Consider the following 12838-nt stretch of genomic DNA (forward strand, 5'->3'; position numbering starts at 1 on the left):
AGCCAAACTATTGAGCGGGTCACCACAAGACCAGATCAACGGGCCGATGACCGAGGAAACGACCGCCAAGACACCCAACGGTACACACATCCCGTAACTTTTTAGATTTGGTCAATGCGGGTGTGGCAGTTAAATTGGCGATAGTGTCTGTGGAATCTCGCTTGGGACATTGTGATCAATTATGACTTTCTGTCGTGTATGCGGGACTGATGCAGACCCCAACTGGTTTTCGGGCTGATTTAACAAGCAATTTTCAGTATGATTCGCCCCTCGACGCGGAGCCGATGCAAGCCTGGATAATCACTTACCCGCCTCATGTACCCCAATATGGCATTAAACAATCGGCACAAACTGCCGTTAAGTCAGTACAGACATCGGTATATCCAGTTTTCCGCTGAGCGCCGGTTGAATATCGTCCGGACGGAGTGGCCTCATTCATGTGCTGCCCGCACAGGCGGATCCTGGTGAAGTGCTGGTGCCTTTCAAATCGTAAACATCGTATGCACGATCTGCGCTGGACCATGCCCGTTGCCAGATGGTCCGCCACTGCAGCCGCGGCGACCGCCGATATCAGCTTCATCGAGCCGATCGTCCGCCGTCGTCTGAGCAGCCTGTCCCGAAGCGCCCTCAAGGTCGCGCATGACTGCGTGGCCGAGCGGGAGCGCGTGCGCGTGGTGTTCGCATCGCGGCATGGTGAACTGCGGCGCACGACAGACATCCTGCGCGCCATCAGCACGGGCGAACCGGTGTCGCCGACCGCTTTCAACCTGTCCGTCCTCAATGCAATGACCGGCATATTCGGCATCGCCCGTGGCGATCGTTCGCCCGCCAGCGCAATTTCCGCCGGAGCGCAAACCCTTGGGTTTGCATTACTCGAAGCGCATGCGCAGTTCGAAGCGGACCCGTCGTCGCCCGTGCTGCTGGTCTATGCGGACGAGCCGGCCGATGCCACCTACTACGGCACGATTGAAGACGAGGTGCAAGGCGGTGCGCTCGCGATCCTGCTCGACACCCGCGCGGCAGGACTGCTCGCATGCACACTATCGGATGCGGGAAGCCTGTCGGACGTGCCTGACTCTTTCCTTACGCAGAGCGAAGCGGTCCAGCGCTGTCTCGACACAAAAGCGCCCGCCACATGGCAACACGCCGGCACTACCTGGCATTGGAGCTGGCATGATGGCGCGGCTTAACCACGGGTGGCGGCTGGTCGCCACGGGCATGAGTTTCGTCGTGTTCGGCGTCTGCGGACTGCTGTTCTCGGTGCTCGTGTTTCCGCTCGCGTGGCTGTGGCCGCATCGCGCGTCGCGTCAGCGGGTAGTGACGACCATCATTCACTGGTTCTTCCGGGCGTTACTGGCCTTCTTGCAGTGGGTCGGCGTAATGGAACTGGAAGTCTCTGGGGCTGCCGCGTTGCGCGACGCCGGCCCCGTGATCGTGGTTGCCAATCATCCAACCTACCTCGACGTGGTGGTGCTGCTCGCGCTCACGCCTTCCGCGTGTTGCGTCGTCAAGAACGCGCACTGGGGTAATCCCTGCTTCTGGGGTATCGTGCGGGCGGCCGAATACGTGAGCAACGTCGACCCGGTCGAACTCGTTGAAGCCAGCGCCCGCCAGATCGCGGCGGGCTATACCATGATCATTTTTCCGGAAGGCACGCGTAGTCCCGCGCCGAACCGGTTGCACGCATTCTCGCGCGGTTTTGCGCACATCGCCCTCAAGGCCGGCACGCCGATCTTGCCCGTGCTGATGGATTGCGACCCGCCGGCCTTTACCAAACAGATGCGCTGGTATGACGTGCCGTCGCGGGCGTTCCGCATCCGCGTGAGCGTGCTCGAGCGCGTCGCGGCCGACCGGCCCGTGGCGCATGATTTTTCTCCGGCCCTTGCCGCGCGTACTTTGACCAGCGCCATTGAGGCGCACATTAACCAGCGGCTGTTCGACTATGGATTCTTTGAAACTGGAAATTAAGCAGCTTCTGATCGATGCACTCGATCTGGAAGACCTGACGCCTGCCGACATCGACGACGATGCGCCGCTGTTCGAAACCGATGGCATCGGGCTCGATTCGATCGATGCACTCGAGATCGGCATCGTGCTGCGCAAACACTATCAATTGACGATTGCGGCGAACGACGAACGCACGCGAGAGCACTTCCGTTCGATCAGCACACTCGCCGCGCTGGTCGACAGCCAGCGAGGCGGGCTGAGCGCTACGAACGACATCGGGGAAAAGGGGAGTAAATCGTGACCGAGACAGAGATCCTTGAGCGCATCCGCGCCATCTTCAAAGAGAACTTCGCGATCGAGCCCGATCGCGTGACGCCAGAAGCGCATCTGTACGAGGACCTCGACCTCGATAGCATCGACGCTGTCGATCTCGCTATCAAGCTGCAGGAAATGACCGGGCGGCGCATCAAGCCGGAAGAGTTCAAGTCGGTACGCACGGTCGGCGATGTGATCGGTGCGGTGGAATCGTTGCTGGCGGAACAGGGGTGATGCAAGCGGAGCATTCACGTTCCGTCGGGCAGGGCGCCGTGGCGCCCGAAGCTGACGGCTCTGACTCGAAAGCCAGGCCCCGCGGCTGGCTGCGAGCGGTTCTGCAAGTTGCACTGAAGGTCGCGTACCCGTTGATGATCCTGTGTGCCTGGCGCTGGGACGAGCCGCGATACATTGGCGCCGCGTTGTTCGCTCTGCTATGGCTGCAGCGCTGGGCCGGCACGGGTACGTTCGCGACGTCGCTGCGCCAGCTTACCGCCACCGACTGGTGCGTAGCGGGCCTTCTAAGCTGCGCATCGGCTGCGATCGTAGTGTCCGGCAGTGAATTGCTGTTGCATCTGTATCCCTCGTTTGTGAACCTCGGACTGCTGGTCGCGTTCGGCGCGACGCTTGCGCGCGGACCATCGATGATCGAAAAATTCGCGCGCATGGGCAATCGCCAGCTTGGCGCGCATGCGGTGCGTTACACGCGCCACGTCACGCAAATGTGGTGCGTGTTCTTCACGCTGAACGGTGCATTTTCCGCCTATACGGCGTTGTTATGGGCGCGTGCTGCCTGGTCGCTGTACAACGGCGCGATCGCGTATGTCCTGATAGGCGTGCTGCTGGTTGGTGAGATCGCATGGCGCTACGTGGCCGTGCTGCCGAGAGCCGCGCGCTCGGAGGCGGCATGATCGCGTTGCACGATCTGTTGTCGGCCAGTCGCGATGCCGGCACGCCGGTTTGCCGCGATCGCGCCGACGTACTCGATTTCGCCACGTTCCTTGCACGAGTGCGAGCTATCGCCGCGCGTTTAAGCGAACAGCCGGCACGACGTTATGCATTGTGTATCGACGATCCGTTCAACTTCGCCTGCGCGCTGTTTGCGTTATTTGCGTCGGCCAAGGAACCGGTTATTCCAGCGCATGCGGCGCCTGGTTATCTGGCCGATCTCTCGAATGCCTACGACGCTGTTCTAACCGATGCGGACATTCCTGCGCTGGTTTCACAACCAGATCACGTTGGATTCTCGGTATCGATCGACCCGCACGCGCCGCTCACGCTGTACACCTCCGGCAGCAGCGGCACCCCGAAGCCTATCGCCAAGACACTCGCGCAATTCAACGCTGAAGTTCATACGCTCGAGGCGCAGTGGGGCACGCTTGTCGGCGACGCAACCGTGCTCGGCAGTGTTCCGCATCATCATATCTACGGGCTGTTGTTCCGCGTGTTCTGGCCTCTCGCGGCCGGCCGCGCATTTGACCGCGCGCTCAGCATCGAACCGCAACATCTGCAGGCGCGAATGACGCAATGCGGGCCCGGGTCATCGGTCGTGGTGTCCACGCCGGCGCAACTGTCGCGCTGGCCTGAACTCGATGGTTTCGCAAGCCTGAGTCCCGCACCGCGTGTGTTTTTTTCATCGGGCGGTCCGCTTGCGGCAGACGCAGCGACCACCTATGCCGCGGCCTTCCACGCGGCGCCGGTCGAGATCTACGGCAGCACGGAGACGGGCGGTATTGCATGGCGCCGGCAGGATCAGACGGACGCGTGGCAAGCGTTGAATGGTGTCGAGATCAATCGCGGTGACGACGGTGCGCTTAATCTCCGTTCACCGCATCTGGGCCACGACGACTGGCATCGCACCGACGACATCATCGCGTTCGACGAGGACGGGCGCTTTCGCCTGCAGGGCCGCTTGGACCGCGTGATCAAGCTCGATGGCAAGCGCGTGTCGCTGCCCGAACTTGAAGCCCGCCTCGGGCTGCATCCGTATGTGGCGCAGGCGGCGGTCGTGTCACTTGAAGGGATATCGCGCGAGCGTGTTGGCGCAGTTGTCGCGCTCACCGAAGCGGGTAGCGAAGCACTTCTCGAACGAGGCCGCGTGGCGCTCGCCAAGATCCTGCGCCGCCACCTTGCGGCATATTTCGATATCGTCGTGCTGCCGCGTTTCTGGCGCTTCCGGTTCGCGCTTCCATTCGATGCCCGAGGCAAGTTGCCGGCGGCGGCCGTTGCCGCAGCGTTCGATGCACGCGCGGACGGTGTGGAAGTGCTTTCCGAAGCACGCAGCGACACCGCGTTGCATTACGAACTTCGCGTGCCGGCTACACTCGTGCATTTTGCCGGCCACTTCCCCGGTTTGCCGATCCTGCCGGGCGTTGTACAGATCGACTGGGCGATGCGATTGGCGGCCGAGCAAGTGCCGGGCGTACGCATGCTGGCATCGATCGAGCAGTTGAAATTCAAGGCGCCGGTGCCACCGGGCGCGCTGCTCGATCTCACATTGACGCATGACGCGGTGCGCCGGCGTGTGCAGTTTGCGTATCGGCTGGGTGCACGGGATTGCACGTCGGGTGTCATCGTTTATCGGGGGGCGGCATGAGCGTTGTGTCGTGCATCATCATCCCGATCTACAACCACAAGGACGCGATCAGCGCGACCGTCGCGAATCTCAGCATGCATGGGTTGCCGCTTTTTATCGTCGATGACGGCAGCGACCAGGCTACCCAGAATGTGCTCGCTGCGCTTCAGCAACAATACGCGGACACGCTCACGCTGATTCGTTTGCCCGAGAACGGCGGCAAGGGCGCAGCCGTGATGGCGGGCTTGCGGGCAGCGCGGAAGGCGGGCTTCACGCATGGCTTGCAGATCGACGCGGACGGACAGCATGACAGCGCCGATGTACCGCGCTTCATCGAAGCCGCGCGCGCGGAACCTCGTGCTGTGATTCTCGGCCGCCCTGTCTACGACGACTCCGTACCGAAGTCGCGTCTCTACGGGCGTTACCTGACGCATGTATGGGTCTGGATCGAAACGCTCTCGTTCACGATCCGCGACTCGATGTGCGGTTTTCGCCTGTATCCGCTCGACGTGGTGTGCGAGTTGATCGATCACGTGAAGTTGCCGACGCGAATGGATTTCGACATCGAGATACTGGTGCGGCTGTACTGGCGCCGGACAGCATTTCGTTCGATCCCGACGCGCGTCACCTATGCAAGCGACGGTGTTTCACACTTCGACGTGCTATGGGACAACGTTCGCATCAGCCGCACTCATACGCGGCTCGTCGTGGGCATGCTGCTGCGGCTGCCCATGCTGCTTGGGCATAAATTGATACCGCGCGCATCGGCGGCGTCTTCGAAGGAAAACGAGCAGCACTGGTGGCAACTCGCGGAACGCGGCAGCCATCTCGGCATGTCCTTGCTCGCGCTCAGCTGCCGTCTCTTCGGCACGCGCTTTACCGCGTTGTGGCTGCATCCGATCGTCGCTTATTTCTTGTTGACCGGTGGCCGCGCACGTACTGCATCGCGCAGCTACTTCACGCACCTTCAACAAGCCGCGCCGCAAGATGGAACGCCACGGCCAGGATGGTGGTCCGCATATAAACATATGCTGGCCTTCGCGCGATCCGGCTTCGACAAGCTCGCTGCGTGGTCGGGTCGCGTCAACATGGATGACATCAAGTTTGACGACCCCGCCGCGTTCGAAGCGCTGAGCGCCAGCGGCCGTGGCGCACTGGTAATCGGCGCGCATCTCGGCAACCTCGAAATGACCCGGGCGCTTGCCTCGCGCGGCGCGCATGCGAAGATCACCGCCGTTGTCTATACGGAGCACGCGCGCCGTTTCAACAGCGTGCTGGCATCGGCGAATAGCAACTTCGCGCAACGACTGGTCGAGGTCAGCGACTTCGGCCCCGAGACGGCGATGATGATGCAGGATCGGGTGGAAGCAGGCGAGCTGCTGGTGATCGTGGGCGACCGCGTGCCCGCGCATGATTCCGGCCGCACGACCGAGGCGCAGTTTCTTGGCTCGACGGCGCCTTTCGCGCAAGGTCCGTATGTGTTGGCCCATGCACTCGGTTGCCCCGTGTACCTGTTTTTCTGCCTGAAGGAAGAGCAGGGATACAAGCTCTATTTCGAGCCGTTCGCAGAGCGCATCGAGTTGCCGCGCCGCGAACGTGCGCAGCATCTCGCGGCGTGGGCACAGCGTTATGCATCGCGCCTCGAACACTATTGTCGCAAGGCGCCTTATCAATGGTTCAATTTTTTCGATTTCTGGGCGCGTCCCAATGGCAACGGTAATGGCACTGGAGGCGCGAATGGCCGAACATGATCCGAGCGGAAAGATAGGCAAGCTAACTATCATCCCCACCGAAGAACCGGTTGTCATCGGCGGCAGGCGGCTGACGATTGAAGAGGTTGTATCGATTGCGAATCAGCGAACGCCTGTCGCGCTGAGCGCCGATGCGGCGTGGCGCGCACGTATTGACCGCGGCGCCGATTTCTTGCGCCGTCATCTGGCCGAGGGCGCAACCGTCTATGGCGTCAACACCGGTTACGGCGACTCTTGCGTGGTCGATGTCCCCATGGAACTGGTCGAAGTCCTGCCCCTGCAATTGCTGCGTTATCACGGCTGCGGCATGGGCCAGCATCTCGACGACGCGCAGACGCTCGCCGTCATCGCCGCGCGCCTCAATTCGCTGGCATACGGGTTCTCGGGAGTACGGCACGTCCTGCTTGAAAGGCTCGCAGACCTGATCAATCATCGCGTGCTGCCAAGGATTCCGTCGGAGGGATCGGTGGGGGCGAGCGGTGACTTGACACCGCTGTCCTACGTGGCGGCCGCGCTGGTTGGCGAGCGCGACGTGCGGTTCCGCGACGAGTTATGCGATGCCCGCAGCGTCTGGGCCAAGCTTGGTCACGCACCGCTCACGCTCGCCCCGAAAGAAGGGCTTGCGTTGATGAACGGCACGGCGGTCATGACGGGCCTCGCGTGCCTTGCGTTCGCCCGAGCCGGTCATCTGACGCGGCTCGCCGCACGCCTGACCGCGTTGTCCACCGTCGCGCTCGACGGCCGCGCCGCGCACTTCGACCCGATGCTATTCGAAGTCAAACCACACGCAGGGCAGGCGGAAGCCGCCGCATGGATCCGCGAGGATCTCGCGGGCCGTGAGGACACGCCGGGGCATCGCCTGCAGGATCGCTATTCCATCCGCTGTGCACCGCACGTCATTGGCGTGGCACGCGATGCGCTGACATGGGTGCGTCGCGATGTCGAGAACGAGCTGAACAGCGCCAACGACAACCCGCTGATCGATGCCGATGGCGAACGCGTTCTGCATGGCGGCAACTTCTACGGCGGCCATATTGCGTTCGCGATGGATGCGCTGAAAGTGGCGGTCGCGAATCTTGCCGACCTGATGGATCGCCAACTGGCGCTGCTCGTCGACGATAAATTCAACAACGGCCTGCCGCGCAGCCTGTCGGGCGCAGCACCTGAGCGCGCGTCGATCAATCACGGTTTCAAGGCGGTGCAGATATCGTCGTCGGCGTGGACTGCGGAAGCGCTCAAGCTGACCATGCCCGCGAGCGTGTTCTCGCGTTCGACCGAAGCGCATAACCAGGACAAGGTGAGCATGGGCACGATCGCCGCACGCGATTGCCTGCGGATACTGGAGTTGACGGAGCAAGTCGCAGCGGCCCATACGCTTGCGACCGTGCAGGCTGCGCGCTTGCGTCTGCTCGTCAACAATACGACACCCGTTCCCCCGCCGTTGCTTGCATTCATGGAGAGCGTGACGGCTGAATCGCCGTTCGTCGATGAAGACCGCGCGCTCGAAAGCGACCTGCGCGCATTGACTGCGCGGATCGCGGCGTGCGATCTGGTCGGGGGCTACGGTGGAGAGGATCAGCATGAGTGAAGCTGCGACCCCCAGGATCCTGACGGCGAGCGCGGGCGTTGAGATACCGTTCCACGACGTCGATGCCATGAATGTCTGCTGGCATGGCCACTACCTGAAATACTTCGAGATCGGCCGGGCCGCATTGCTGCGTTTGTTCGACTACGACTATCGCGAGATGCAGGCGTCGGGGTATCTCTGGCCCATCGTTGAAGTGCATCTCAAGTACGTGCGTCCGGCCATCTACGGTCAGCGGGTCGAGGTACGCGCGCAATTGCTGGAATATGAAAACCGCCTGAAAATTGGCTACGAGATCGTCGATGCCGCTTCAGGCGAGCGGTTGACGAAGGGCTATACGATCCAGGTTGCTATCGAGGCTGCGACGCAGGAACTGCAGTTCGTGTCGCCGCCCGTGGTATTCGAGAAGCTGGAGCGCGCATGGGCACGTTGAGTTTGCGCAGTGTCGTGGCGGCTGGGCTCATTGCCCTGGCATCGCCCGTGTTCGCGGCGCAGCCAGCATCCGCAAGCGACACCGGCCTCGTTTCGCAGATAGCAGGGCATCTCGCTCAAGCGAAGGGCGTGCGCGCGCAGTTCACGCAAACCCAAACGCTTGCCGCGATGAAACAGCCGCTCGTCAGCACGGGCTCGCTGGTTTTCTTTCGTGAACGCGGTGTGATCTGGCAGATCGATACACCGTACAGAGCGACCTACGTCATCACGGATTCTGGCGTAAGTGAAGTCAATGCCAATGGCCAGCGCACGAACACAAACAGCGGCAACGGCGTGCGTGGCGTGGCGCAGGTTTCTCGGATGATGCGCGCGATGCTGGGTGGCGATCTCTCTGCGCTCTACGCACAATTCGACGTGCACGCGGACGGCACACCGGCGCAATGGCGTATGCAACTGACGCCGAATCAACCGCAACTTGCCCAATCGATCAAGGGCCTGGAGATGAGCGGCGGCGACTACTTGCAGGCGCTGCGCATTACGCTCGCGAATGGCGATGTGACACGCATCGACTTTGCGAACAGCGCGGCGGTGACGGAGTTGCCGCCAGCCGATCGCACGCTGTTCGGAGCGCCGTAATGCAGGTGCCTCAATCACGGGTCGCTAAACCGGCATGGGGCATGCGCGTTGGTTGGCTTTTGCTTGCGCTCGCCGCTACGCTTTATTGCGTGTTGCGATTTGCCGGGCCGTCGCCGCTGCAGACGAACCTGCTTGCATTGTTACCCGCAACCGAAGCGGATCCGGTCGCTGAGAAAGCCGTCGATACCCTGGCGACCGCGTTGGGTGATCGGACGGTGTTCCTCGTCACCAGCAACGACGCAGCGCACGCCAAAGCCGCGGCGAAACAGCTTGGAGCGATGTTGTCGGCAAGCGGAGCGTTCGGCTCGGTGACAGCGGAGCTGCCGCCATTCGATATATCGAAAATTGCCGGGCTGTACATGCCGTATCGATTCGGCTTGCTTGCGTCGGCTGATCGCGTCGCGCTCGCAGACGGCACGCTCTCGTTACACGACACACTCGCGCGACGCCTCTATAGTCCGCTGCGCAGTGGCCTCGCCACTCAACTCGCCGACGATCCGTTCGGCTGGCTGGAACATTGGCTTGCGGGCTTGCCGCTGGCGACGTCGAACCTGGAGGTTGAAGACGGTTTGCTCGTGGCGCATCGAGGTAATGCGACCAGTGTTCTTGTGATGGCGACGTTGCCTGGTTCGGCTTACGAATCGAAGATCCAGCATGCGGTCCATGATGCTGTAGCTCGCGGCGAAGGAACCCTAAAGCAAAGTTTCCCCGATGTCACTTTAGCCCGCACCGGCGCTGTCTTTTACGCGGAAGCGGCACGCGCTGCTTCGGAGCGCGAAGTGCATTTGATCGGTATCGCGTCGCTCTGCGGGATCGCGTTGCTCATGTTGTGGGTGTTCCGTTCACCGCGACTGATCCTGCTCGGCTTTGTTTCGACGGCGCTCGGCATTGTCTGCGCGCTTGCCGCCACCATGTTGATATTTGGCAAGCTGCATCTGCTGACGCTCGTGTTCGGCGCGAGTTTGATCGGCGAAGCTGTCGACTATTCGATTCAGTACTTCGTCGTCTATCTAGGTGCGGGGCGTGAATGGGATGCGCAGCGCGGCGTGCGCGCCGTGCGGCCGGCACTGATGGTCGCGCTGACAACAAGCTTGCTGGGTTACGCCATCCTCACGTGGGTGCCGTTCCCTGCGCTCAAGCAGATCGCGTGTTTCGCGATTGTGGGTATCTGTACCGCTTTCGCATCAGTGCTGTGGCTGTTGCCAGCATTACTGGTCCGTGCGCCCAAGCGCAGTCCGCAGCGCGTATTCGCCGGGGCGGCGCGTCTGCTTGACGGATGGCGCCTAGTGATCGGCGGCCGGCGGGCATGGGGCGTGGCGGCTCTCCTGTTGATTGTTTCCGTGCCCGGCTGGCTTCGACTCACGAGCGACGACGACATCCACGTGTTGATCCAGCGCGATCCTGTGCTCATGGCGCAGGAACAGAAGGTGCGCGACGCGGTCGGTTTCGATAACAGCTCACAGTTTTTCGTCGTGCGCGGCGCGACATCTGAGGTCGTGCTGGAGCGTGCTGAAGCGCTGGGCGCGAAACTCGACGGCTTGACGGGCGCGGCCAAGCTGAGCAGTTGGCAATCGATAACATCATTCGTCCCGTCGGCGAAGCGGCAGGACGAAGACCATACGCTGCTCAGCCAACGCGTGTTCAACGATCCGTCCGCGTTACGCGCGACGCTCGTTCAAGCGGGTTTCCGCGATGAAGTCGCTGACGCATGGCTTGCGGCCTACGCGAAGTCGGACCACGCGGTGCTGACCATCGACAGCTGGCTTGCAGCGCCGTGGTCGCAGCCATTCCGTCACTTGTGGCTCGGCAGAGTCGATCCGGCATCGACGTCGGGCGGTTATGCCGCCGTCGTGATTCCGCAGGGCGTGACGCCTGCGAACGAGCCTGTGCTGATCTCCACGGCACACACATTACCGGGCGTCTTGTTCGTCGATAAAGCCGCGAGCGTGTCGGCGCTGTTCGGCGCTTATCGTGTCGATAGCGGCATCTGGCTGGCAGGCGCGTTGCTAAGCGTCCTCTTGCTGATGATGGTGCGCTACCGGCCGCTCGGCGGCGTTGTCGTCACGCTGCCCGTCTTGCTCGCGGTTGGGGTGACGCTCGCCGTATTCGGCTATGCAGGCGTGCCGCTGAATCTGTTTAACTGGCTCGCGTTAATGCTCGTGCTCGGGGTAGGCGCAAACTATGCCGTGTTCCTGCGCGAGGGCGCCGCGCGCCCGGATGCCAATCTTGGCGCGGTGTGGACAGGCGTGCTGCTGTCGGCGGCAACAACCCTGCTTTCGTTCGGCCTGCTCGCCATGAGCGCGATGCCCGCGTTGCGGAGTTTCGGCGCGACGCTTGCACTTGGTATCGCGGTATCGGTGCTGCTTGCGCCGATAGGCATGCCATCTGAACGAAGGGGGGCCGCATGAACGGGCCACGGGTTTATCTGCATGCGCTGGGGATGATCAATGCGCTGGGCGACACCATTGACACGATCGTGCCGGCGCTCGCAGCCGGCATTGCGCCGGGCATGCGAACGATCCATACCGGCATTGGCGATACGTTTGCCGGCAGCGTGATCGCACCGCTTACTCTCGCGCCTCCGGACTCACTCGCGCGTTACGACTGCCGCAATAATCGGCTGCTGCTCGCTGCGCTCGCGCAGATCGCGCCGGCGGTAGAAGCCGCTCGGGAGCGTTACGGCGCGCATCGGATTGGTGTGGTGCTTGGCACGAGCACATCGGGTATCGAGGCGGCCGAGGCTGCGTTCGTGTATCAGGCACAAGCCGGAAAATTGCCGGTGAGCTTCGACTATCGGCAAGTTGAAATTGGCACGGTGGCGCCGTTCGCCGCAGCAGCGCTGGACATTCACGGCCCGGCGTTCACGATCTCGACCGCGTGCACGTCGAGCGCGAAGGCGTTCGTTTCCGCGCGTCGCTTGCTCCAGTTGCACTTGTGCGATGCAGTTGTAGTCGGCGGTGTCGATTCGTTATGCGAACTGACCGTGCAAGGCTTCGCGTCGCTCGAATCGACCAGTTCGGTCCGCTCCAATCCCATGAGCCGCAATCGCAACGGGATCAACGTGGGCGAGGGTGCCGCCGTGTTCCTGATGAGCCGCGACGAGGGCGCAGTCGTACTCGCGGGGGCGGGTGAATCGAGTGATGCGCATCACATTTCCGCACCTGATCCACACGGCGCGGGCGGTGAGATCGCATTGCGCGCCGCATTGGCGGATGCCGGTCTTGTGCCGGCTGATATCGGCTATGTAAATCTCCATGCGACCGCGACGCGCAAGAACGACGACATGGAAGCGCATCTGATGGCGCGGGTGTTCCGCGCAGGCGTTGCGGCGAGCGGCACCAAACCGCTGACCGGGCATCAACTGGGCGCCGCGGGCGCGACGGAACTGGGCTTGGCTTGGCTCACGCTTGCACACGACGATGTCGCTTTGCCGCGTCATCTGTGGGACGGCGAGGCCGACCCGGCGCTGCCGCCGCTTGACCTCGTCGAGAGCGAGCGTTATCTGCCCCGCACGGCGGGCGCGCAGTACGTGATGAGCAATTCGTTTGCATTTGGCGGCAGCAACGTCAGCCTGATACTCGGTCGATGATGACCGTGACG

The 12838-nt window shown here is 62.3% G+C and carries 12 protein-coding genes; all 12 read left to right on the forward strand.

Going from position 1 to position 12838, the window contains the following annotated elements; genetic code table 11:
- The first annotated feature begins 500 nt into the window (after positions 1–500).
- Genes ACMX25_RS06185 through ACMX25_RS06240 form a run of 12 tightly spaced genes read left to right on the forward strand, consistent with a single transcriptional unit; the run spans position 501 to position 12827 of the window.
- Positions 501–1190, forward strand: coding sequence for a beta-ketoacyl synthase chain length factor (locus tag ACMX25_RS06185; protein WP_414948636.1), 690 nt, complete (start codon positions 501–503; stop codon positions 1188–1190).
- Positions 1174–1968, forward strand: coding sequence for a lysophospholipid acyltransferase family protein (locus ACMX25_RS06190; protein ID WP_414948637.1), 795 nt, complete (start codon positions 1174–1176; stop codon positions 1966–1968). The genes ACMX25_RS06185 and ACMX25_RS06190 overlap by 17 nt, the downstream gene beginning before the upstream one ends.
- Complete coding sequence (locus ACMX25_RS06195) at positions 1943–2248, forward strand: phosphopantetheine-binding protein (RefSeq protein WP_414948638.1); 306 nt, start codon at positions 1943–1945, stop codon at positions 2246–2248. The genes ACMX25_RS06190 and ACMX25_RS06195 overlap by 26 nt, the downstream gene beginning before the upstream one ends.
- The gene (locus ACMX25_RS06200) at positions 2245–2496 is read left to right on the forward strand and encodes an acyl carrier protein (RefSeq protein ID WP_414948639.1); all 252 of its coding nucleotides are present in this window, start codon (positions 2245–2247) and stop codon (positions 2494–2496) included. Before ACMX25_RS06195 ends, ACMX25_RS06200 begins: the two co-directional genes overlap by 4 nt.
- A complete protein-coding gene (locus ACMX25_RS06205; protein WP_414948640.1) occupies positions 2496–3170 on the forward strand; it encodes a COG4648 family protein in 675 nt (224 codons plus the stop codon). Before ACMX25_RS06200 ends, ACMX25_RS06205 begins: the two co-directional genes overlap by 1 nt.
- Positions 3167–4855 (forward strand): AMP-binding protein, encoded by a 1689-nt coding sequence (locus tag ACMX25_RS06210; RefSeq protein WP_414948694.1) that lies wholly within the window; start codon positions 3167–3169, stop codon positions 4853–4855. The genes ACMX25_RS06205 and ACMX25_RS06210 overlap by 4 nt, the downstream gene beginning before the upstream one ends.
- A complete protein-coding gene (locus ACMX25_RS06215) occupies positions 4852–6585 on the forward strand; it encodes a glycosyltransferase family 2 protein (protein WP_414948641.1) in 1734 nt (577 codons plus the stop codon). The genes ACMX25_RS06210 and ACMX25_RS06215 overlap by 4 nt, the downstream gene beginning before the upstream one ends.
- Positions 6572–8173 (forward strand): HAL/PAL/TAL family ammonia-lyase, encoded by a 1602-nt coding sequence (locus tag ACMX25_RS06220; protein ID WP_414948642.1) that lies wholly within the window; start codon positions 6572–6574, stop codon positions 8171–8173. Before ACMX25_RS06215 ends, ACMX25_RS06220 begins: the two co-directional genes overlap by 14 nt.
- The gene (locus ACMX25_RS06225; protein WP_414948643.1) at positions 8166–8603 is read left to right on the forward strand and encodes an acyl-CoA thioesterase; all 438 of its coding nucleotides are present in this window, start codon (positions 8166–8168) and stop codon (positions 8601–8603) included. The genes ACMX25_RS06220 and ACMX25_RS06225 overlap by 8 nt, the downstream gene beginning before the upstream one ends.
- On the forward strand, positions 8591–9238 hold the full coding sequence (locus ACMX25_RS06230; protein WP_414948644.1) for a LolA family protein: 648 nt from the start codon (positions 8591–8593) through the stop codon (positions 9236–9238). The genes ACMX25_RS06225 and ACMX25_RS06230 overlap by 13 nt, the downstream gene beginning before the upstream one ends.
- On the forward strand, positions 9238–11646 hold the full coding sequence (locus tag ACMX25_RS06235; RefSeq protein ID WP_414948645.1) for an MMPL family transporter: 2409 nt from the start codon (positions 9238–9240) through the stop codon (positions 11644–11646). The genes ACMX25_RS06230 and ACMX25_RS06235 overlap by 1 nt, the downstream gene beginning before the upstream one ends.
- Positions 11643–12827 (forward strand): beta-ketoacyl-[acyl-carrier-protein] synthase family protein, encoded by a 1185-nt coding sequence (locus ACMX25_RS06240; RefSeq protein ID WP_414948646.1) that lies wholly within the window; start codon positions 11643–11645, stop codon positions 12825–12827. The genes ACMX25_RS06235 and ACMX25_RS06240 overlap by 4 nt, the downstream gene beginning before the upstream one ends.
- The last annotated feature ends 11 nt before the right edge of the window (positions 12828–12838 follow it).

Origin of the sequence: Caballeronia eucalypticola (genome assembly GCF_047608185.1) — a bacterium.
Lineage (GTDB): Bacteria > Pseudomonadota > Gammaproteobacteria > Burkholderiales > Burkholderiaceae > Caballeronia.